The sequence below is a fragment of the Catenulispora rubra genome, assembly GCF_015356825.1.
GTDB lineage: Bacteria > Actinomycetota > Actinomycetes > Streptomycetales > Catenulisporaceae > Catenulispora > Catenulispora rubra.
Genome location: NZ_JAACYW010000021.1, coordinates 38,171 through 59,178, shown reverse-complemented (window position 1 = coordinate 59,178; position 21,008 = coordinate 38,171). Strand labels below are relative to the sequence as shown.

Genomic DNA, 21,008 nt, shown 5'->3' with positions numbered 1-21,008 from the left:
CCTGAGATGTTCCTACATTGGCACGCTGCTCTGCAGCTCTGGATCGCCCTTCGGCGCGCCCCATCGGTAGAGGAAGAAGCACACGATCATGCCGACGAAGAAGAACGCGGCGGACCAGCGGTAGGCGGTGGCGTAGCTGTGCAGGTTGGCCTGTGCGGTGACCTGCGCCGAGGCCGTTTTGCCCTTGGCGTAGTTCGTCGCCGCGCTCGCCGCCAGGGTGGACAGCAGCGCGACGCCGATGGAGCCGCCCACCTGCTGGCAGGTGTTGACCATCGCGGAGGCGACGCCGGCGTCGTCGGCGCGCACGCCGTAGGTGGCCATGGCCATCGCCGGGGCGAAGATCAGGCCCATGCCGAAGCCGAGGATCAGCAGCGGCGGCAGGATGTGCGGGGCGTAGCTGCTGGTCAGGTCCAGCCGGGTCAGCCACAGCATGCCCACTCCGCCGAACAGCATGCCCAGCGGCACCACCGGCCGCGGGCCCACCCTCGGCAGCAGCGTGATCGTGGCGATCTGCGCGGACACCATGAGCGCGGCGACCATCGGCAGGAAGGCCAGGCCGGTCTTGACCGGCGAATAGCCGAGGATCTGCTGCATGTAGTACGTCAGGAACAGGAAGACCCCGAATATCCCGGCGCCGGTGATGAACATGCCGAGGTACGAGGAGCCGCGGTTGCGCTCGCCGACGACCCGCAGCGGCAGCAGCGGATGCGTCGCGCGGCGCTGCCACCGCACGAAGACCACGAGCAGGACGCAGCCGACGACCAGGCTGACCCAGGACTGCGGCGAGCTCCAGCCCTTCGCCTCGGCCCGCGAGAAGCCGAAGACCAGCAGGAACAACCCGGAACAGGCGTAGGCGGTGCCGGGCAGGTCCAGCGACGGGCGGCCCGCGGGCCGGTGGTTGGGCACGTACGCCAGCGCCCCGAGCAGCGCGATCCCCGCGATGACCAGGTTGATGAACAGCGTCCAGCGCCAGTTCAGGTACTCGGTGAGCAGCCCGCCGAGCAACAGCCCGATCGCACCGCCGGCGCCGGCGACCGCCCCGTACACGGCGAAGGCCCGGTTCCGCTCAGCCGGCCGGGTGAAAGTCGTGGTCAGGGCACTAAGCGCGGCTGGCGCGAGCAGCGCGCCGAACAGGCCCTGCAGCGCCCGGCCGCCGATGAGGATGCCCACATTGGGCGCGATCCCGGCCAGCGCCGAGGCCACCCCGAACCCGACCAGCCCGCCGATCAGCGCGGTCCGCCGCCCGAACAGGTCCGCGAACCGCCCTCCGACCAGCAGCAGCGAGCCGAACGCGAGCGCGTACGCGGTGACGATCCACTGCCGCGAGGCGTTGGTGAACCCCAGGTCGCGCTGCGCGGACGGGAGCGCGATGGTCACCACGGTCGCGTCCAGCACCACCATCAGCTGCGCGAGGCTCACCACCCCGAGGATCATCCACTCGTGGGCCACGCGTGAGCCGTACTCGGATTCCTCGACGGCCTGCTCGGCAGCCTTGGACGGGGTCGTCGCGCTCTCCGACGGCGATGCCATGTCGGTCCCTTCCTGGGCGACAGATCGATGGAATCGACGCTATGCCGGGGCCGCCGGTGCCGCATGTCGAGGCGCGATGGGGCGCCGCGCCCGGGCGCGGGATGCGCTGCCGCCTCGGCTTGCCGCGCAGTACGCGGGGCAGGTGGTGAGTGTGGCGTGGCGAGGGTCGGCGGGTTCGGCGGGTTCGGCGGACAGGATCGCTCAGCGAGTCCCGACGAGGTGCGCGTAGACGATGACGTTGTCCGCGTATCCGGTCCGCCGGTCGTAGTGGCCGCCGCAGGTGATCAGGCGCAGTGCCGCGTACCCGGTGGAGCCGTAGACCTCGCGCGTCGGAAAACCGGTCTTCGGTACCAGCGCGACCGAGTCCACCCGGAACACCGCGACCCGCCGATCGGTACGCGCCACCTCGACATCGTCGCCAGGGCGTACTGCTCCCAGCTCGTAGAAGGCAGCCCGATTGCCTGGTGCGAACCGCGAATCCACGTGCCCGGTGATCACCGCGGGCCCTGCCTGCCCGGGCGCCGGCCCCCGGTCGTACCAGGCGGCCTTCAACGGCTCGCGGGTCGGCGGCACCCCTACCTCGCCGTTCTGTGCCAACCCGACGGCGAGTACATCGGCATGAATGCCCACTCGCCCGACCGTGACCCGCGTCGGCCGCGCGTACCCCAGCGGCGCGGCCCGATGCCCCACCGGACCCACCGCGTGCCCCGCCCACGCCGGAGGCAGCGGCGGCGGCACCGGATCGGTGAGAGTCAGTGCACGGATGAGGAACCCGGAGCCGATGAGCACGGCCACCACCGATGCGAAGGCCAGCGCCCGCCCCGCATGCCGGACCTCGCTCCCCGCACCGTCCGCCTGCGCCGGTGCCTCGGCGGATGCCCGCGCCCTGCCTTGGATGCCGACCTCGACGTGGGAACCGGGCGCCACGAGGGCGGCGCTCGGAACCGTGGCCTGGCCGGGCTCGCCGATCGCGTGGAAGATCGGGCCTGACGCCGGGAGCTTCGCCAGCGATGCGCCGGCAGGGGACGCCAGCCCGGCCTCGGATGCCTGCGCAGGGCTCGGTAAGGAATCGCCGGGCAGCTCGGTGCCTGCGAGCGGGTCGGTGGCTCGCGGTACGTCGCTCGCCTCACGCGCGGGCTGCTCGATCGTGTGGGGATCGCGCGATGTCGGGCGAGCCGCATCCCGCGCGGCGTCCGGGGTGGGCCTGTGCTGCTGGTCGGTGACGGCGCCGCCGATCGGGATGCCGACCATCGTGGGTTCGCTCATCCGCGCGGGGTGGCGCGGCGGCGGCGGATGAAGGAGGCGGTGGCGAAGCCGAGGCCGCCCAGGAGGAAGGCGCTGCCCACCGCTGCGTCGCCTATGCCGAGGTGGTCTTCGGCGGAGCCGTCGCCGGTCGCGGCGGCGCCGGTGGGGGTGGCTGCGGCGTGCGTGGTGCCGTGGGTGTCGACGTGGAGGGTGGCCGTCAGGGTGCTGCCGCAGTGGAGGGTGATCGTGTACGTGCCGGCGGCCAGGCCTTGGCGGAGTGTGCCGCCTCCGCCGGTCATGTGGGCCAGGGGCGCCAGGGCGATGGGGGCCGCGAGGGCCTGGGAGGTCGCGGTGCCGCTGGGGGCTGTGCACTCGTTGGCGTCGTAGACCCAGACCTGGGTGCCGGGGGAGGCCGGGTTGGGCTGGACCGTCGGGTTGGCGGGTTTGTCCTCGGCCCGGGCCGAAGCCCCCGCACCCGTCGCCATAGTGGCCGCCACCAGCAGTGCGCTCGCCGCCGCCATCAGAACACCCAGAACCCTCACCGGCCGGCCTCCGTCTCTCTCCCGCTCACGTCACCCCGACAACCCACCCGAGCAGCGGTACATCGCGACGCTAACGCCGCGTATTGCGCCGCGCGCGCTGGGTGGTCCGGAGGAGGGGTGCGGAAGAGAGGGCCCAAAAGGAGGCGGCCGGTACGGGAGGACTCCGTACCCGCCGTGGTGACGCCGCGCTGTGTTCCTACAAACAATCTCAGACCGCGGCGAAAGCCCCCTCGATCACCGTCAGGCCCTCGTCCAGCAGCGCCTCGCTCATCACCAGCGAGGGCAGGAAGCGCAGCACGTTCCCGAAGGTGCCGCAGGTCAGGATCACGACGCCCTCGGTGTGGCACTTCTTCGCGACCGCGGCCGCCAGCGCGGCGTCCGGCTCCTTCGTGCCCGGCTTCACCAGCTCGACGGCGATCATCGCGCCGCGGCCGCGGACGTCGCCGACGCGGGGGTCGGCGGCGGCCAGCTTGGTCAGGCGCCCGAGCATCTGCGCCTCGATCTTGCGGGCCCGGGCCGGCAGGTCCTGCTCCTTCATGGTCTGGAGGGCGCCGAGCGCGCCCTCGCAGGCCACCGGGTTGCCGCCGTAGGTGCCGCCCAGGCCCCCGGGGCCGGCGGCGTCCATGATCTCGGCGCGGCCGGTGACCGCGGCCAGCGGCAGGCCGCCGGCGATGCCCTTGGCGGTGGTGATCAAGTCCGGGACGACGCCCTCGTGGTCGACGGCGAACCAGTCGCCGGTGCGGCAGAAGCCGGACTGGATCTCGTCGGCGATGAAGACGATGCCCTTCTCCCGGCACCAGTCGGCCAGGCCCGGCAGGAAGCCGTCCGGGGGCACGATGAAGCCGCCCTCGCCCTGGATCGGCTCGATCAGGACGGCGGCCACGTTGTGCGCGCCGACCTGCTTCTCGATCAGGGTCTTGGTCTGCTCCAGGGCCTCGGCCGCGGCGTTGTCCGGGCCGGTGGGCCAGCGGTACGGGTAGGCCATGGGGACGCGGTAGACCTCGGGGGCGAACGGGCCGAAGCCGTCCTTGTACGGGGCGACCTTCGCGGTCAGCGCCATCGTCAGGTTGGTGCGGCCGTGGTAGCCGTGGTCGAAGACCACGACCGCCTGGCGCTTGGTGTAGGCGCGGGCGATCTTGACCGCGTTCTCCACCGCCTCCGCGCCGGAGTTGAACAGCGCCGAGCGCTTCTCGAAGTCGCCGGGGGTGAGCTCGGCCAGCGCCTCGCAGACCGCGACGTAGGACTCGTACGGCGTCACCATGAAGCAGGTGTGGGTGAACTTCGCCAGCTGCTCGGAGGCCCGCCGCACGACGTTGGTGTCCGCGTGCCCGACCGAGGTCACCGCGATGCCGGAACCGAAGTCCAGCAGCTGGTTGCCGTCTGCGTCCAGCAGCACCGCGCCGTCGGCGTCCGTGACGAACACCGGCAGCGTCGTGGAGATGCCGCGCGCGACCACCTTGTTGCGGCGCTCGAACAGCTCGCGGGACTTCGGGCCGGGGATCTCGGTGACGAGACGCCGTTCCTGCTTGAGCTCGTTCATTGTCCCTGTGCCTCCTGGGTGGGCGGTTGGTCGCGCGGTTCCCTCGCAGCCTAAGCGCGCCGTGACGGCCCGGCACAGGACGCGGTGGCGGGTCCGGAAGCGAAGTTGAGCCGAATTGGCGAGTGGGAACGCTGCGCTGGAAGCGTCCGGGAGGTGTGCGGGAAGCGGCCGGGCGCCGTTCCCCATCGCCGCGTCGTAGTTCTGATACACAGAACGTGTGACGACTGAAGGCCAGGGCCCCGGCCCGCTGCCGCCCGGCTGGTACGCCGACCCCTCCGGGGCGCCGCAGGTGCGCTACTGGACCGGGACCAAATGGACCGAGCGCACCCGGCCCGACGTGCAGTCCTGGGTCCACGGCCCGCGGCTGGTGGACGTCCCGGGGGTCTTCGCCTACGGCCGCGACCCCGAGGCGGCCGCCGCCGTCCGGGTCAGCCGCGAGGCCCGGCAGCGGGCCCTGCGATACCTGCTCTACGCGCCGCTGGCCGGCGTGGTGCTGGCGGTGCCCGCCTCGATAATCCTCACCTCGATCGGCCTGAAGGGCGCCGGGGTGTGGCTGGTCTACCTGGTGCTGCTGCTGGGCGCCTGCGGGTGGGCCGGCGGCTGGGTGCCGGTGGGCCGGGTGCTGTGGGCGCAGCACGGCGACCGCCTGGGCGCCCTGCCCGGCCTGAGCAAGAAGCGCAAGGCCCCGCCGCCGCCCAAGCCCGACATGTGGGTGGACCTGCGCCAGGCCGGGCACGTCGCGGCCGCCAGCCGGCTGGACTCGGCCGCCGACCACGGCGAGCTCACCGACGTCGACTACGTCCGCGTGGTCCGGGTGATCCGGCAGGCGCGCGGCGACGACGACCGCCTCGCCGCGGTGGCCGCCGAGATCGAGGACGCCGGTCCGCACGCCTGGCTGCACCCTTCCGGCCAGCGCGACCTCCCCGCCCGACTCGGCGAGCACGACCTGATGACCGGGCAGGTGCGCCTGGGCGTGGCGTCGACCTCGGCGAAGAACCCGGCGACCCACGCCGGCCAGACCTTCGCCCTGGACGCCGAGGTCCTGCGCACCTCGCTGCTGGTGATAGGGCCCACCGGCAGCGGCAAGACCCGCAGCTTCGCGCGGCCGATCGTGGAGCTGCTGGGCCTGCAGACGCTGACCAACATGGCCTCGGTGGTGGTCATCGATCCGCACGGCGACTACGCGCTGCCCGGCTTCTTCGACGTCGACATCGACCCGCTGGACCCGGACTCGCGCTGGGGCTTCGACCTCTACGGCGGCGCGCGCAACCCGGCCGAGGCCGCGGACCGGCTGGCCGGCGCGCTGCTGCCGCCGGGCGTGGAGCCGGAGGCCGACGCGGCCGCGCACAACGGCCTGGACGCCGCGCTGAGCTGGTTCCGCGAGCGCGAGGGCCGCTATCCGACGCTCAAGGAGCTGATCGCCGAGCTGACCGAGGGCGGACCGCGGCTGCTGGTGGAGCGGCTGCGGCTGCTGGACCGGCCGGCGCTGGTCGAGCTGTTCGACGGCCGTGGCGAGCAGAAGTTCTCGATGCGGCAGATCGACAAGCCGATCCGGGTCCGCATCGCGCTCCCGGAGGGCGCCTACCCGCAGGCCGCGCGGATCCTGGCGCGGCTGGCGGTCTCGCAGTTCGTGCAGACCGTGTCCGCGCCGGACGTCGACCGCTCGATCTTCAAGGGCCTGATCGTCGACGACGCCGGCCGCTTCGTCGACGAGTACGTGGTCCAGGGCCTGCAGCGGGCCCGGGCGGCCAACGCCGGCCTGATCCTGCTGGCCCAGTCGATGCGCGAGTTCCCCGAGGACCTGCGGGCCACGGTCTTCGCCAACACCGGCTGCAAGGCGGTCTTCGCCGGCATCGACCCGCAGGACGCCTCCTACATCGCCGATTTCTGGGGCAAACAATGGGTCGCCGAGACCACGGTGACCACCGGCCAGGAGAACACCACCCGCTCCGGCACCATCACCGGGCCGCCGGAGCGGCGGCGCAGCGTGCAGTCCATGGGCCGCAACGCCCGGCGGCCCGGCCAGCTGCTGGCGCTGACCGGCGGCTCGTCGGTGACCCAGCAGCGCTCGGTGGCGACCCGGCCGGTGGAGCGCTACGTCTGGTCGCCCTCGGAGATCATCAACGAGATCCCGACCGGCCACGCCCTGGTGTCGCTGGCCACGGCCGAGGGCTTCCGGACGCCGCCGGTGCTGGTCGACCTGCGCGGTTGAACCTGCGCGGGCGGCGGCCGGACCGGTCGCCGCCGCCACGGCTGCCGCCGGCGCCGCCCCCGGCACCGGAACCGGCGCCGTCGCCGCCGCCGCTCAACCGGCGTGCCACGTCACCGCGAAGTCCCCGCCCGCCGAGAGCGGGCCGGGATCGGCCTTCGTGGTCCCGCCGTTGGCCATGGTGATCGGGTCCGGGTGGAACGCGCCCAGCGCGGCGCCGTTGGCACTCGCGCCGGTGAACCGCACCGCCCCGAAGTTGGACAGCGGCAGCACGCCAGAGGCGTCGGACGGGGCCTCGGCGATGACCTCGGCAGAGGCCAGGGCCGGGTTGTCGAGGTGTGGGGTGAAGGTGTGCGACCAGCCCTTGGTCCGGTCGCCGATGACCAGGGTGAAGCGGCCGGATCCGTTGTAGGTCACGGAGGCGTGGACGGCGTCGCCGGGGGAGATCGGGCCCGCGACGTCGACCGGGCCGTTCGGATACATCTCGTACCACGCGGAGTAGGCGGCGCGGCCGCCGGAGCAGTCGGCCTCGGTGCCGATCTGCTCGACCGAGTTGCTGCCGTCGCCGTCCAGGCCGATCCAGAACGACGCGTACGTGGTCTGCGACCGGCAGGAGACGCCCGGCTGCGTCCAGGAGGCGCTGACGGAGGTGTAGCCGCCGCCGGTGGCGACGTAGCCGGCCCAGTTCGCGGAGGTGCTGGCGGGCAGATCGGGGGTGGCCGGACGCGCGGACAGCGCCGTGCCGTCCACGATGCCCGCAGACGCTGCCGGAGTGGAGATGAGGGCCGCGGATATCGCTCCGGAGAGCGCTATGGCGGCCGCGGCCCGGCGGCGGGGAGAAGACATCATGTGTCTCCAATCTCTGTGTGCTGAGATGGAGACTAGGTAACCCTTTTGAAGATGTCTGCCCTGAAAAGCACAAAAGCCTGATTCGCCAGGCCGCGCCCGCTTTCGCTGTTGCTACGCCGGATCAGCTCCGAGCGTGCGAGGCCAGACCGCGCAGCATCAGGTCGAGCCCGAACTCGAACCGTCCGTCCGGGCCCCCGGTCTCGAACATCGGATCGGCCAGCGCCACCATGTTCGGGAACGTCGCGGCCGGCAGGGACTTGATGTAGGCCTTCATCTCCCCGGCCCACTTCTCGACGTCCTCCTGCGAGGACTCGCCGTGGACGGAGAACCGGACGTCGTCCTCGAAGACGCTCGCCACCACGTACAGCGAGACCACGTCCCCGGCCCAGGCGGCCACCTTGTCCGGCAGGTCGCCGGCCCGCAGCAGGCCCATGAAGCCCTCGACGAGGCGGATCCCGCTCGGTCCCATCGGCACCCGGCCGAGCATGGCGCGGGCCAGGCCGGGGTGGGTCTGCAGGATCCGCCGGGTCTGGCGCATCGCGTCCCGGAGCTGCTCGACCCAGTTCTCCGGGTCCGGCTCGGGGATCTCGGCCTCGGCGAACACCCGGTCGATGGCCAGCTTCAGCAGCTCGTCCTTGTTGGCGACGTGCGCATACAGGGACGCGGCGCCGGTACCCAGATCGGCGGCCACGCGGCGCATGGACAGCGCGTCGTAGCCGTCGGACTCCAGGATGCGCAGCGCCGCCTCGACGATCGCCTCCTGGCTCAGCGGCGTGCGCGCGGTCGCTTTGACCTTGCGCGTGCGCTCCCACGGGGGGACCGGCGCTTCCGGAGTCTCGTTCGGTGCTGCTGGATTCGCCATCGGATCTGGCTCCCTTCCTTCTTCCGAACACTGTACGCCTGACGAACGCTGTTCGGAAGCTCGAACAGTGTTTGACTCGAACGTAGTTCGCGTGTAGAACGGTGTTCGTAGAACTACGAACGGCGTTCGTGAGCGAACCGGATGCAGGTCCGAGGTTCGCGATATAGCTTGACATCCGGAACACGAGATATATCGTGAGCATGCACACCGTCGAACGGTGTTCGCTCGTCACGAACTACGTTCAACCATCATTTCTCCCGGAGGGGGAGCACCATGACCAGCACCATCGACACCTCGAACCAGACCGTCGACCACTCCGACAGCGCGCCTCCCGGCGCACCGGATGCCCAGATTTCACAAGATGCCCAGGGTCCAGCGAAGTCCAAGCTCGGCAAAGCCGTGATCCTCGCGCTGTTCGCGATCATCGGCGCCGACATCATGGACCTGCTCGACACCACGATCATGAACATCGCCAGCCCGGTCCTGCGGACCGACCTCGGCGCCTCGACCTCGGCCCTGCAGTGGATAGTCGCCGGCTACACGCTGGCCTTCGCCGTGATGCTGACCACCGGCGGCCGGCTCGGCGACGTCTTCGGCCGCAAGCGGATGTTCCAGGTCGGCATCAGCGGCTTCCTCGTCGGCTCGGTCCTGTGCTCCGTGGCGCAGAGCTCTGGCGAGCTGATCGGCGCGCGGATCCTGCAGGGCGCCTTCGCCGCGGTGATGATCCCGCAGGGCCTGGGCATGCTGCGGGCCATGGTCCCGGCGGAGAAGATGAACTCCGTCTTCGGCATCTTCGGCCCGATGATGGGCCTGGCCGCGACCCTCGGTCCGATCCTGGGCGGCTGGCTGGTCGGCGCCGACCTGTTCGGGCTCAGCTGGCGGGCCATCTTCCTGGTCAACGTGCCGGTCGGGATCGCCGCGCTGGCCTTCGGCAGCAGGGTGCTGCCCAAGGACGAGCACGCCGCCGACGGCGCCAAGCCCAAGCTGGACATCGTCGGCATGCTGCTGGCCACCGCCGGCATCATGCTGCTGGTCTACCCGCTGGTCCAGGGCCGCGAGGCCGGCTGGCCGGCGTGGATGTTCGCCATGATGGCCGCGTCCGTCCCCACCTTCGGGGTCATGGCGCTGCACCAGCGCCGCCGCAACGCCCTGGGCCGCGACCCGTTCGTGGTGCCGACCGTGTTCCGCAAGCGCTCGTTCGTCAGCGGCATCGCCGTGCTGTTCTCCTTCGCGGCGGCGATGAGCGGCGTGTTCTTCGTCTACACCCTGTTCCTGCAGGTCGGCCTGCACTACAGCGCGCTGCACGCCGGGCTGACGATGCTGCCCTGGTCGATCGGCACGATCATCTCCATGGGTGCCTCGCAGGCCCTGATGCCCAAGGTCGGCCCGCGCCGCACGCTCCAGGCCGGCATGCTGGTCATGTCCCTGGGCACGGTGATCTCCGCGCTGCTGGTCCACACCTACGGCGCGACCACCACCAGCTGGACCCTGATCGCCCCGCTGCTGGTCTCCGGGATGGGCATGGGCCTGATCTTCGGCCCGATCTTCGGCACCGTCCTGGGCGACCTGGACGACGCCGAGGTCGGCTCGGCCTCGGGCCTGCTCAACGCCATGCAGCAGCTCGCCGGCGCCTTCGGGATCGCCGCGCTGGGCACGGTGTTCTTCGACAAGGCGGGCGCCATGATGACCAGCGTCCCGGCCGCCGCGACCCTGGTGTTCGCGATCAGCGCCGCGATCCTGGTCGTCGCCTGGGCCGTCGCCTTCACGATGTCGAAGCACACCCAGGAGGCTGAGGGGCACTGAGAGGGGCCGGTTTCAGACCGGCGTGTCCCCTCCGAGGAGTCCGAGGAAGGTCTGTCCTTCCTCGGCTCCGCTCTTAAATAGGCACAGCGCCCATTTCGCGTGGCCGAGGAGCCAGTCGCGGTAAGCGATCTCGGCGTTCTTCTCGCTGCCGCCGGGGACGACCGACAGGAAGTAGTCGATCTCTGAGAGCTCGTATTCGGCGTGGCAGAGCGGGAACAGGTTCGGGAGTGCGGCGGATTCGGCGGCGCTGAGCGGCCGGACTGCTGTGTAGGCGCCCAGGAACTGCTGGAGTTCGCGCCGGGGAACGTTGGCAGGACCGCCGTCGCGCAGGCCGACCCAGTCCACGGCGAAGCGTTCGATCGCGATGGCCAGGTCGTGGACGGCGGTGGTGCGGTCGGAGAGGCCGAAGTCGAGGACCGCGGTGACGGACGGTCGGTCGCGGTCGGCGGACCAGAGCATGTTGGTGCCGTGCCAGTCGTTGTGGGTCCACAGCGGCGCGAGGTCTTGGTTCAGCCGCCGGTGGAACGGGAGCAGCAGGCGTTCGACGTCGGAGCGCCAGTCGCGGGCCGCCAGGAAGTCGGCGAGGTGCGGGCGCCGGGCTGCGATCTGTTCGATGGCCGTGATCGGGTCTGCCGAGCCGAAGAGCGAGAAGCCGGATTTCAGCGGGCGCCAGGGTCGGGGCGGGGCTTCATAGCCTTCAGCGGCGACGTGCAGGCGGCCGAGCATCGCTCCGGCGGGACCGGCGTGGGAGCTCGGGGAGTAGGGCGACCAGGAGAAGGTGCTCTGATACAGGTCCTCGCCGATGCCGAGTTCCTGGGCCTCGTAGACGAAATCGCCGCGGGTTCCGGCCGTCCAGGCGGCGGGGACCGGGATGCCGCGCTCGCGGACGTGGTCCATGAAGCCGTGTTCCTCGGCCAGTGCCTCGGGAGTGCGCAGGCTCGACGGCAGTCGCTTCACGATCAGCCGCCGACCGTCGGGCATGCGGATGCGCGCGGTCGTCGACAGCGGACGCGGACTGCGCCACTCGATCCCGGCGATCTCCTCGCCGAGCACCGCCTCGACTTCCTCCGTGGTCAGACTCGGCCAGTCGCGCCGCACGATCGATTCCGCCCCCATGCCGAAGACGAAGTCGTCGTCGCTCACGTCGCCGGCTCCGCTCACGCAGAGGCCTCGGCCTGGGCCGGGATCGAGACGCCCGGAGTCCGCCGCCGGTCCAGCGCCACGATCGCGCCGGTGACCAGCGCCGCCACCGCGAACGAGTACAGCGAGGCCGAGGCCCACCAGCCCGGGTGCACGTGGACCCAGTCCTGGACGTGCATCCAGCCGTGCGCCCACCAGTCCACCGAGCCCGGGTTCAGCACCTGGTAGACCACGAAGCCCAGGGCCCACGGCAGCAGCATCGCGGGCCGTGCCGGGGAGCGCTCGGACAGGTCCCAGCGGCCCTGGCGGCCGCGGCCCAGGAAGTAGTCGACGCCGACCACCGCGGCCAGCGGCACGAAGACCGAGCCGATCAGCCCGAGGAAGTTCGCGAAGCCGCCGAGGTCGTGGACGAACAGCGCGATCACCGTCACCAGCGCGCCGACCCCGCCGGCCAGGATCCGCCGGTCCACCCGGGGCAGCAGGTTCTGGACCGACATCGCGGTGGAGTACACGTTCGCGAAGGACTGGTCCGACTCGCGCAGCACCAGCACCAGGAAGAACAGCCAGCCGGCGGTCACGCCGAGCATGGTGTGGAAGACGTCGGCGTTCGGGGCCTGCAACAGGGCCACGATGCCGATCGCGTAGCACCAGAACTGCGTGATGCTGTAGCCGAGCACCGCCGCGCCGCCGGCCTGGCGGGAGCTGCGGGCGTGCCGCATGTAGTCGGCGGCCATCGGCAGGAAGGACACCGACAGCGCGAGCGCGGCGTCGACGGCCGGGAAGAAGCCGCTCCAGGACGTGCCGCTCTGGTGCGGGATCGGGTTCCGCAGCAGCTGGACCGTGAAGTAGAGCATGGCGACGGCGACCGCGCCGGTCACGTACTTGCGCAGCACGCGCAGCACCGCCAGCGGCCAGATCGCCATCGACGTGCACAGCGCCCCGGCGGCGAGCACCACCAGCGGGCGCGGGATGCCGTGGGTGTGGGGCATGGCGTCCACGCCCTGCACGATGACGGTGATCTCGTACACGCCCCAGCCGATCAGCTGGAAGATGTTCGCCAGGCTCGGCAGCCAGGACAGCTTGGTGCCGAACAGGCCGCGCAGCACCGCCATCGCCGGCGCACCCGTGCGGGTGCCGACCACGCCGGCCAGCGCGGTCATCACCATGCCGACCACGGTGCCCAGCGCGAGCGCCAGCAGCGAGGCCGGGACCGGCAGCGGCGAGTAGCCGGTGGGGACCAGCACGACCGCGGCCGAGGAGAACCCGATCAGGCTGACGCCCAGGTTCGCCCAGAACGCGGACTGGTCGCTGAAGGAGAGGGTGCGCGGGGCCTCTGTGGTGAGGTGGAGCGGCGCCTCGGCGGAGGGAGCGGCCTCGGCCGGCGTGGTGGTGGTCGTCATGGCGTGCTCCATGGTACGGGGCGCGCGCACCGCTGTTCGATGGGCGATCAGCGGAGATGGCTGCCCGGGCCGGCGACGTAGGCTGGGGCTGTGCCGCCGACGATCGCCTCCCTGCTCGCCGACCGACCTCTGGGCCTGCGACTGCTCACCTCCGAGGGACCGGCCGGGGACACCGCGCGCGAGGTGCGGTGGGTGCACACCACGGAGCTGAACGACCCGGCGCCGTTCCTGGAGGGCGGCGAGCTGCTGCTGACCACCGGGCTGCGCCTGGCCGACCCGGGATTCGACCTGGAGGCCTTCCTGTCGGGGCTGGTGCGCGCCGGGGTCGCGGGCCTGGGGTTCGGCGTCGGGCTGAACAACGCCTCGGTGCCGGACCGGTTCGTCGTCGCGGCCTCGGCGCACGGCCTCCCGGTGCTGGAGGTGCCCAAGGCCACGCCGTTCATCGCGATCGCGAAGTCGGTGTCGAAGGCGCTGGGGGCCGAGGAGTACCGGGCCATCACCGAGGGGTATCGGACGCAGCAGGACCTGGTGAAGTCGGCGCTCGCGCACGAGCCGCAGCGCTCCCTGGTCCGCTCGCTGGTGCGCGGCCTCGGACCCGGCGCGTGGGCCGTGCTGGCCGGGGCCGACGGCTCGGTGCTGCACAGCGCGGGCCCGGTGCCCGACCTGGACCTGGCGCCGGAGCTGGCCCGGCTGCGCGGCGGGACGCTGCCCAGCAGCTCGTCGATACTCACCGAATCAGGGCACGTCGAGGTGCACGCGCTCGGGGCCGGCAAGCGCGTGATGGGCTTCCTGAGCGTCGGGATGCTCGGCCGCACGAGCGGACCGGACATCACCGGCCGCCAGATCCTGGCCGTGGCGCTCACGCTGCTCACGCTCGGGGTCGAGCAGCCGACCAAGGACGTCACCGTCGCCGAGCTGACGCTGCGGCGCGCGGTGGTGCGGCTGCTGCTGGCCGGGTACGTGGACGCGGCGTACGAGGCCGCCGGGGAGCTGCGGGTGCCGTTGCCGGCCGAGCCGGTGCGGATCGCGCGCGACTCGGTCCGCGACGAGGCGGTGTCGGACCGGGTGTTCGTGCTCGAGGAGGACGGCGAGCGGGTGCTGGTCGCCGCCGCCGACTACGAGGGCTTCACCGGCGGCGTCTCGGACGCGGTCGGCTACGCGGACTTCGGACGCGGTTACCGGCAAGCCGGCGAGGCGCTGGCGACGGCGCGCAAGAGCGGCCGGCCCGCCGTGTACTTCGCCGAGTCCGGCTCGGGACTCGCGGCGCTGTTCGCGGACCAGAGCGTCCGGGACTTCGCGGCCGGAGTGCTGCGGCCGCTGGTCGAGGCAGACCGCTCGGAACTGGTGCCGACGCTGCGCGCCTGGCTGGCGCACAACGGCCAGTGGGATTCGGCAGCTGCCGAGCTCGGGGTGCATCGGCACACCGTGCGCGCGCGGATCGCACGGGCCGGCGAGCTGTTGGGCAAGGACCTGACAGCCGCGGATTCGGCCGACGCGCGCATGGAATTGTGGTTCGCGTTGCGGGTGCGCGAGGGGCAGTAGCCGACCGGCCACGGGGCATGAGGGCTGAAATGCAGTCGCGTCGCAGTTCTCGAAGTGGTTAAGTCGAGAGATGGGTGCCCAGCTTGTCGCGCTGTGTATAGACGCGCACGATCCGCTCTTGCTCGCCCGGTTTTGGTCCGGCCTTCTTGGCTGGGAGCGAGCGGAGGATCAGGGTGACGGCGTCGCCCTCGTCCCCGCCGACGACACCGGCTTCCGGATCAGGCTCCTGCCGTCGGAGGCGCAGAAGGTCCGGCAGAACCAGATGCACTTCGATCTGACCAGCGCTTCTCCCGAGGCCCAGAAGGAGACCGTGGCCCGCGCGCTCGAACTCGGCGGCCGGCACCACGACGTCGGGCAGGGCCCGGAGGCGACGCACGTGGTGCTCGCCGATCCGGAGGGCAACGAGTTCTGCGTCATCGCGGCGGGCAACAAGTTCCTCGCCGAGTGCGGGTTCGTCGGCGCGCTGGCGAGCGACGGTTCGCAGGAGGTCGGGTACTTCTGGAGCCGGGCGCTGGACTGGCCGCTGGTCTGGGACCAGGACCAGGAGACGGCGATCCGCTCCCCGCGCGGCGGTCCGAAGATCACCTGGGGCGGTCCGCCCGTCGCGCCGAAGAACGGCAAGAACCGGCTGCGCTTCGACCTCGCCGTCGCCGAGATTTCTCAGCAGACGGAGACCGACCGGCTGGTCTCGCTCGGCGCCACGTGGGTCGGCGTCGGACCGGGCACCGGCGAGGTGCTGATGCTGGACCCCGACGGCAACGACTTCAGCCTGTGGCCGGCCGCGCGGTGACCAGCCGGGGCTCGCGGTGACGAGCGCGGTGAGGGCTGGAGGCTCTGCCGCACACCTGCTTGAACGCCGGTCGCGGCCGGTCCGGCCGCATTCTGGCCCGAACGGCGTAGCCGCCGCCGTCGACTGGCCATCGCGTACACCGGCGGAACCGGCCGCCCGCGCCTACTGTGAGTGCCATGACTGAGCAGGCAACGCCGTTCTGGATCGCGGGTAAGCAGGTCACGGGGACCGACAGCTACGAGGTGCGCTCGCCGTACGACGGCCGCCTGGTGGCGACCGTCTCGGTGCCCACCGAGGAACAGGTCGAGCAGGCGGTGGCGGCGGCCGCCGAGGCGGCCAAGGAGACCGCCGACCAGCCGGCTTATCGCCGGGCGGCGGCGCTGGACCACGTCTCCCGGCGCATCGCCGAGCGCGCCGACGAGATCGCCGCGCTCATCACCGCCGAGAACGGCAAGCCGCTGAAGTGGGCCAAGGCCGAGGTCGGCCGCGCCGTCTCGGTCTTCCGCTGGGCCGCCGAGGAGGCGCGCCGCTTCAACGGCGAGCTCCAGCGGCTGGACACCGACCCCAACGCCGTCGGCCGAACCGCCATCACCCGCCGCTTCCCGCGCGGGCCGGTGCTGGGCATCGCGCCGTTCAACTTCCCGCTGAACCTGGTGGCGCACAAGGTCGCCCCGGCGATCGCGGTCGGCGCGCCGATCCTGCTGAAGCCGGCGCCGGCCACCCCGCTCAGCGCGCTGCTGCTGGGCGAGCTGCTGGCCGAGACCGACCTGCCGGCCGGCTCCTGGTCGGTGCTGCCGGTGCCGAACGACCGCATGGCCGGGCTCACCACCGATCCGCGGCTGCCGGTGGTCAGCTTCACCGGCTCCGGCCCGGTCGGCGCGATGATCCAGGCCGAGGTGCCGCACAAGCACGTGACGCTGGAGCTCGGCGGCAACGCCGCGGCCGTGGTGATGGCCGACTACTCCGCGGAGAAGGACCTGGACTGGGCCGCGCAGCGCATCGCCGCGTTCTCCAACTACCAGGCCGGCCAGTCCTGCATCTCGGTGCAGCGGGTGTTCGCCGACCGCGCGGTCTACGAGCGGCTGGTGGACAAGGTGGTCGCGGCCGTCGAGGCGCAGAAGACCGGCGACCCGGCGGACGGCGCCACCGACGTCGGCCCGATGATCAGCACCGCCGCCGCCGAGCGCGTCGAGGCCTGGGTCGAGGAGGCGGTCGGGGCCGGGGCCACGCTGCTCACCGGCGGCGGCCGGGACGGCGCCAGCTACGAGCCGACCGTCCTGGCCGGCGCCCCGGCGAACTCCAAGGTGGTGACCGAGGAGGTCTTCGGCCCGGTGCTGGTGCTGCACGCCTTCAGCGGCGCGGACGAGGCGGTGCGCCTGGTCAACGACTCGCAGTTCGGCCTGCAGGCCGGCGTGTTCACCAACGACCTGCGCACCGCGTTCCGGATGCACCGCGATCTGGAGGTCGGCGGGGTCATCATCGGCGACGCCCCGAGTTTCCGTGCGGACCAGATGCCGTACGGTGGTGTGAAGGGCTCCGGCGTGGGCCGCGAAGGCGTCAAGTACGCCATGGAGGACTACACATATGAGCGCGTACTGGTGCTGACCGGGATCGACCTGTAGCGACCCCGGTCCGCAGACCAGAACACGCTCGCCCCTGACTCGACTCCCTCACCGGGTCAGGGGCGTTTCCCTTTTCAAATGTCCTGTTCAGCTGTCCCGCTTGTCCCGTTTCAGATCCCGGCGGCTTCGGCGTCCGCTGCGACGCCCTCGCGGAAGGACGGGTACTGCGGCTGCCAGCCCAACTGGTCCTTGGCCTTGGCGTTGCTGACGATCCAGCGGCCGGTGATGAAGGCGTTCAGGTAGGGCATCGGCTTGGTCATCCAGGCCGGGACGACGCGCGGGGTCTTCGTCCTGAAGTCCTTCGCGATCTCCATGGCCACGTCCGCGAACGGCGCCGGGGCGTCGTCCACGATGTTGTAGGCCTCGCCGCCCTTGCCGCGTTCCACCGCGGCCACGGTCGCGCCCGCCGCGTCGGCGAGGTGGATGAAGCCGTTGGTGCCCGTCTTGACCAGCGGCAGCTTGCCTGCCTTGAGGAAGTCCACGTAGGCGCTCGTCGCGGGGCCGCCGTAGAACAGGCCGTAGCGCAGCGCGATGCCGTCGATGCCGGGCTCGGAGAAGGCGATCTGCTCGTTGCGCAGCATCGCCTCGCCGTGCCGGGCGAAGGCCTTGCGCGGCGAGGGCCCGAAGAACGCGTCCTCGGTCAGCGGCGTCGCGCCCTGGTCGCCGTAGCCGTAGCCGAAGATCATCGACTGGGTCAGGAAGCGCCTGGCGCCGGTCGCCTTGGCCGCCGCCATCAGGTTCTCGGTGCCGACGGTCCGCAGGACGTTGGTGACGTCCATGTCCTTGTTGCGCATCGGCGGCTTCTTCAGCGCGGTCAGCTGGCTGATGACCGCGTCGAAGTGCCGGCCGCCCAGCGCGGCGAGGAGCTGCTCGCGGTCCAGGACGTCGGCGACGACCGCGCCGGCGCCCATGGCCTCGATCGCGCGGACGCCGTCGGGGCTGCGGGTGATGCCGACCACCTCGTGGCCGGCGTCGATCAGGGCCGGGGTGAGGACGCGGCCGAAGACACCGCTGGCACCGGCGAGCAGGATACGCATCGTGAGCTCCTTGGGATCGGCTCGGCGGTTCTCTCCGCCGTGTTCGATCGCAAGGACGGGCCCGGGCCCGGATCTGTGACACGGGTCGGCGTGATCCGCGCCACAGGGCGTACCGCGGGCTCAGCCCGCGTTGTCCTCCAGCGCCCGGACCCCGCTGAGCTTGTCCGGGTTGGCCATGGCGAAGACTGCGCGGATCCGGCCGTCCTCGTCCATGTCCAGCGCGTAGACGTAGAGGATCTTGTCGTCGGCGAACGCGATGAGCGCCGGGCCGCCGTTGATCCCGGTCGGCGAGATCTCGACCCGGATGTCCATGCCGGCGTCGATGTACTTCGCGTACTTCTGCGTGATGCCCAGCAGGAACCGGGCCACGTGGTCCAGGCCGACCACGGGACGCATCGCCGCGTTGACCACGCCGCCGCCGTCGGAGATGACCGTGACCTCCGGCGAGAGCAGCTCCAGCAGCGGCGCGACGTCCCCGCCGACACAGGCAGCCAGAAAGCGTTCGGCGATGCTCTGCCGCTTGACGTCGTCCAGCGGGTAGCGCGGGCGCTTGTCGTGCACGTGGTTGCGGGCCCGGACCAGCAGCTGGCGCACCGCGGCCTCGGTGCGGTCCAGCATCGCCGCGATCTCGGCGAAGCTGTAGTCGAAGGCCTCGCGCAGCACGAAGACGGCGCGCTCCAGCGGCGACAGCGTCTCCATCACCAGCAGCATGGCCAGCGAGACGGTGTCGTCCAGGACCACGCGGTCGGCGGCGTCCGGGGCGGTGTCGGCGCCGTCCCGGGTCAGGACCGGCTCCGGGAGCCAGGGGCCGACGTAGGACTCCTTGCGGGTCTGGGCCTTGCGGAGCTGGTCGATCGCCAGCCGGGTGGTGACGGTGACCAGGAAGGCCCGCGGGTCCTCGACCGAGGCGTAGTCGGCGGCGCTCCAGCGTAGCCAGGCGTCCTGCACTACGTCCTCGGCGTCGCTCCAGCGGCCGAGGACGCGGTAGGCGACCGACGTCAGCAGTCTGCGATGGTCGTTGAAGACGTGCGCGGCCCTGGTGTCGTCCCCGGTGGGGAGGTCCTGATCCACGCCGGCCAGCCTATTACCGGTGTGGGCATGGACGCTTGGCGCCCTCTGACCTACCTTGCGCGCATGGCCTCAGAGGGAAAGATCGTGATGGTGACCGGCGGCGCCAGCGGGATCGGCCGGGCGACCGCGGAGATGTTCGCGGCGCGGGGCGCGGCGGCGGTCGTGGTGGTGGACCGGACCGACGCCGGGGAGTATTCGGGGCCGGAGACGGTCGAGCTGATCCGCAAGGCCGGCGGCACGGCGTTGTTCGTGCGCGCGGACGTGGTGGTGGAGGCGGAGGTCGAGGCAGCTGTCGCCGCGGCGCTCGCCGAGTACGGACGGCTGGACGCGGCGGTGAACTGCGCCGGGGTCGCCGGGACCGGGGCGAAGATCGCGGACACCGCGCTGGAGGACTGGAACCGGGTCCTGGGCGTCAACCTGACCGGGGTGTTCGTCTCGCTGAAGCACGAGATCCGCGCGATGCTGCCGAACAAGGCGGGGACGATCGTGAACATCGCCTCGGCGGCGGGGCTGGTGGCGGTGCCGTACCTGTCGCCGTATTGCTCGTCGAAGCACGGGGTGCTCGGGCTCACGAAGACCGCGGCGCGCGAGTACCGGAACGCCGGGCTGCGGATCAACGCGATCTGCCCCGGGGTCGTCGACACCCCGATGATCCGCACGTCGGCCGAAGAGCGGCCGGCGGTGAACATGCAGGCGCGGGAGAACACCGGGGGATTCGTCGGGCAGCCGGAGCAGATCGCCGAGGCGGCGGTGTGGCTGTGTTCGGACGAGGCGTCGTTCGTCAACGGGGAGTCCATGGTCGTGGACGGCGGCACCATCACAAGATGAGTGCCCACCCGTCTCCCACCACCGCCCGTTGAGGAGACGCTGCGCGTCGCAGAGCCAGATACCTTGAGGGCATGCGTATCGATCTCCATGCCCACACCACCGCGTCCGACGGGACCTACGAACCGGCCGAACTGGTCGCGATGGCCGAGGCGGCCGGACTGAACGTCGTCGCGATCACCGACCACGACGGGACGGCGGGCTGGTCCGAGGCGCGCCGGGCGCTGCGCTACGGCGTCGAGGCCGGGGTCTGGTCGCACATCCAGACCGTGGTGCCCGGCGTCGAGATCTCCTGCAAGATCCACGGGATCGGCCTGCACATGCTCGGGTACATGTTCGACCCCGAGCACCCGGACCTGGCCGCGGCGCTCGCCGAGATCCGCGAGTCCCGGACGCACCGCGCGGAGGCGATGGTGGAGAAGGCGCGGGAGCTGGGTGCGCCGATCACCTGGGAGCGCGTGCAGGAGATCGCCGACGGCGGCGTGGTCGGCCGGCCGCACGTGGCCTCGGCGCTGGTCGAGGCCGGCGTGGTGCCCTCGGTCGACGCGGCGTTCACGCCGGACTGGCTCGGCGAGGGCGGCCGCGCGCGGGTGGAGAAGCTGGACATGGACCCGGCCCGCGCGATCAGCCTGGTCAAGGCGGCCGGCGGGGTGACGGTGATGGCGCACTCGATGGCCTGGCGTCGCGGCCCGGTGGTGTCCGAGGCGGACATCGCGGCGTTCGCCGAGGCCGGGATGGACGGCATCGAGATGAACCATCCGGACCATGGGCCCAAGGAACGCGACCAGGTGCGTGCGCTGGCCAAGGAGCTGGGGCTGCTGACCACCGGCTCCTCGGACTGGCACGGAAGCCGCAAGCCGAACATCCGGCTCGGCGACGAGACCACGGATCCGGCCGTCTACGAGGAGCTGGTGGCGCGGTCGAGCGGGACCAAGCCGTTCTGATGCCGCGGTTGCGGCTTCGTGGTCTGGTTCGGCCTCGGTCGTTCTGACGTCGCGGTC

Annotated in this window: 17 protein-coding genes; 7 read left to right on the top strand and 10 right to left on the bottom strand. The window is 71.6% G+C overall.

Features of this window, described 5'->3' with window-relative positions; translation table 11 throughout:
* Positions 1-12 precede the first annotated feature (12 nt).
* The 4 genes from GWK61_RS08950 to gabT all read right to left on the bottom strand — a co-directional run bounded on the left by GWK61_RS08950 (position 13) and on the right by gabT (position 4,857).
* Positions 13-1,530, bottom strand: a complete 1,518-nt coding sequence (locus tag GWK61_RS08950) for an MFS transporter (protein WP_194906967.1) — start codon at positions 1,528-1,530, stop codon at positions 13-15.
* 201 nt (positions 1,531-1,731) lie between these two features.
* Complete coding sequence (locus tag GWK61_RS08945; RefSeq protein ID WP_194906966.1) at positions 1,732-2,796, bottom strand: class F sortase; 1,065 nt, start codon at positions 2,794-2,796, stop codon at positions 1,732-1,734.
* The gene (locus tag GWK61_RS08940; protein WP_194906964.1) at positions 2,793-3,317 is read right to left on the bottom strand and encodes a hypothetical protein; all 525 of its coding nucleotides are present in this window, start codon (positions 3,315-3,317) and stop codon (positions 2,793-2,795) included. Before GWK61_RS08940 ends, GWK61_RS08945 begins: the two co-directional genes overlap by 4 nt.
* Before the next feature lie 208 nt (positions 3,318-3,525).
* Positions 3,526-4,857 carry a 4-aminobutyrate--2-oxoglutarate transaminase gene (gene gabT / locus GWK61_RS08935; RefSeq protein ID WP_194906962.1) on the bottom strand — a complete coding sequence of 444 codons (1,332 nt, stop codon included), beginning with the start codon at positions 4,855-4,857 and terminating at the stop codon, positions 3,526-3,528.
* A gap of 217 nt (positions 4,858-5,074) precedes the next feature.
* On the opposite strand from gabT, the gene GWK61_RS08930 reads away from it, so the two are divergent.
* Entirely contained in the window at positions 5,075-7,069 is a 1,995-nt protein-coding gene (locus tag GWK61_RS08930; RefSeq protein WP_194906960.1) for a DUF2510 domain-containing protein, read from the top strand.
* 93 nt (positions 7,070-7,162) lie between these two features.
* On the opposite strand, the gene GWK61_RS08925 is transcribed toward GWK61_RS08930, so the two are convergent.
* On the bottom strand, positions 7,163-7,912 hold the full coding sequence (locus tag GWK61_RS08925; RefSeq protein ID WP_194906958.1) for a G1 family glutamic endopeptidase: 750 nt from the start codon (positions 7,910-7,912) through the stop codon (positions 7,163-7,165).
* A gap of 124 nt (positions 7,913-8,036) precedes the next feature.
* Positions 8,037-8,777: a TetR/AcrR family transcriptional regulator gene (locus tag GWK61_RS08920; RefSeq protein WP_194906956.1), complete on the bottom strand. Its 741-nt coding sequence runs from the start codon at positions 8,775-8,777 to the stop codon at positions 8,037-8,039.
* Positions 8,778-9,050: 273 nt separating this feature from the next.
* On the opposite strand from GWK61_RS08920, the gene GWK61_RS08915 reads away from it, so the two are divergent.
* Complete coding sequence (locus tag GWK61_RS08915) at positions 9,051-10,580, top strand: DHA2 family efflux MFS transporter permease subunit (RefSeq protein ID WP_194906954.1); 1,530 nt, start codon at positions 9,051-9,053, stop codon at positions 10,578-10,580.
* Positions 10,581-10,592: 12 nt separating this feature from the next.
* On the opposite strand, the gene GWK61_RS08910 is transcribed toward GWK61_RS08915, so the two are convergent.
* Positions 10,593-11,723, bottom strand: coding sequence for a phosphotransferase enzyme family protein (locus tag GWK61_RS08910; RefSeq protein ID WP_194906952.1), 1,131 nt, complete (start codon positions 11,721-11,723; stop codon positions 10,593-10,595).
* 14 nt (positions 11,724-11,737) lie between these two features.
* Positions 11,738-13,120: a purine-cytosine permease family protein gene (locus tag GWK61_RS08905; RefSeq protein WP_228561987.1), complete on the bottom strand. Its 1,383-nt coding sequence runs from the start codon at positions 13,118-13,120 to the stop codon at positions 11,738-11,740.
* Between the two features lie 90 nt (positions 13,121-13,210).
* Between GWK61_RS08905 and GWK61_RS08900 the strand changes: the two genes are divergently transcribed.
* The 3 genes from GWK61_RS08900 to GWK61_RS08890 all read left to right on the top strand — a co-directional run bounded on the left by GWK61_RS08900 (position 13,211) and on the right by GWK61_RS08890 (position 17,074).
* Positions 13,211-14,662 carry a PucR family transcriptional regulator gene (locus GWK61_RS08900; RefSeq protein WP_194906950.1) on the top strand — a complete coding sequence of 484 codons (1,452 nt, stop codon included), beginning with the start codon at positions 13,211-13,213 and terminating at the stop codon, positions 14,660-14,662.
* A 70-nt stretch (positions 14,663-14,732) separates the two neighbouring features.
* The gene (locus tag GWK61_RS08895; RefSeq protein ID WP_194906948.1) at positions 14,733-15,452 is read left to right on the top strand and encodes a VOC family protein; all 720 of its coding nucleotides are present in this window, start codon (positions 14,733-14,735) and stop codon (positions 15,450-15,452) included.
* 176 nt (positions 15,453-15,628) lie between these two features.
* Positions 15,629-17,074, top strand: coding sequence for an aldehyde dehydrogenase family protein (locus GWK61_RS08890; protein ID WP_194906947.1), 1,446 nt, complete (start codon positions 15,629-15,631; stop codon positions 17,072-17,074).
* 110 nt (positions 17,075-17,184) lie between these two features.
* Here GWK61_RS08890 and GWK61_RS08885 read toward each other — a convergent pair whose 3' ends face one another.
* Complete coding sequence (locus tag GWK61_RS08885; RefSeq protein WP_194906945.1) at positions 17,185-18,111, bottom strand: NAD-dependent epimerase/dehydratase family protein; 927 nt, start codon at positions 18,109-18,111, stop codon at positions 17,185-17,187.
* A 120-nt stretch (positions 18,112-18,231) separates the two neighbouring features.
* Complete coding sequence (gene sigJ, locus GWK61_RS08880; protein ID WP_194906943.1) at positions 18,232-19,182, bottom strand: RNA polymerase sigma factor SigJ; 951 nt, start codon at positions 19,180-19,182, stop codon at positions 18,232-18,234.
* A gap of 63 nt (positions 19,183-19,245) precedes the next feature.
* Here sigJ and GWK61_RS08875 point away from each other — a divergent pair, with 63 nt between their 5' ends.
* Both GWK61_RS08875 and GWK61_RS08870 read left to right on the top strand, forming a co-directional pair.
* On the top strand, positions 19,246-20,010 hold the full coding sequence (locus GWK61_RS08875) for an SDR family oxidoreductase (RefSeq protein ID WP_194906941.1): 765 nt from the start codon (positions 19,246-19,248) through the stop codon (positions 20,008-20,010).
* 71 nt (positions 20,011-20,081) lie between these two features.
* Positions 20,082-20,951: a PHP domain-containing protein gene (locus tag GWK61_RS08870; protein WP_194906939.1), complete on the top strand. Its 870-nt coding sequence runs from the start codon at positions 20,082-20,084 to the stop codon at positions 20,949-20,951.
* The last annotated feature ends 57 nt before the right edge of the window (positions 20,952-21,008 follow it).

Coding starts and splice junctions, on each gene's coding strand:
- GWK61_RS08895 (WP_194906948.1), top strand. CDS start 14,733: ATGGGTGCCCAGCTTGTCGCGCTGTGTATAGACGCGCACGATCCGCTC.
- GWK61_RS08950 (WP_194906967.1), bottom strand. CDS start 1,530: ATGGCATCGCCGTCGGAGAGCGCGACGACCCCGTCCAAGGCTGCCGAG.
- GWK61_RS08875 (WP_194906941.1), top strand. CDS start 19,246: ATGGCCTCAGAGGGAAAGATCGTGATGGTGACCGGCGGCGCCAGCGGG.
- GWK61_RS08870 (WP_194906939.1), top strand. CDS start 20,082: ATGCGTATCGATCTCCATGCCCACACCACCGCGTCCGACGGGACCTAC.
- GWK61_RS08925 (WP_194906958.1), bottom strand. CDS start 7,912: ATGTCTTCTCCCCGCCGCCGGGCCGCGGCCGCCATAGCGCTCTCCGGA.
- GWK61_RS08885 (WP_194906945.1), bottom strand. CDS start 18,111: ATGCGTATCCTGCTCGCCGGTGCCAGCGGTGTCTTCGGCCGCGTCCTC.
- GWK61_RS08890 (WP_194906947.1), top strand. CDS start 15,629: ATGACTGAGCAGGCAACGCCGTTCTGGATCGCGGGTAAGCAGGTCACG.
- GWK61_RS08920 (WP_194906956.1), bottom strand. CDS start 8,777: ATGGCGAATCCAGCAGCACCGAACGAGACTCCGGAAGCGCCGGTCCCC.
- GWK61_RS08915 (WP_194906954.1), top strand. CDS start 9,051: ATGACCAGCACCATCGACACCTCGAACCAGACCGTCGACCACTCCGAC.
- GWK61_RS08905 (WP_228561987.1), bottom strand. CDS start 13,120: ATGACGACCACCACCACGCCGGCCGAGGCCGCTCCCTCCGCCGAGGCG.
- gabT (WP_194906962.1), bottom strand. CDS start 4,857: ATGAACGAGCTCAAGCAGGAACGGCGTCTCGTCACCGAGATCCCCGGC.
- GWK61_RS08945 (WP_194906966.1), bottom strand. CDS start 2,796: ATGAGCGAACCCACGATGGTCGGCATCCCGATCGGCGGCGCCGTCACC.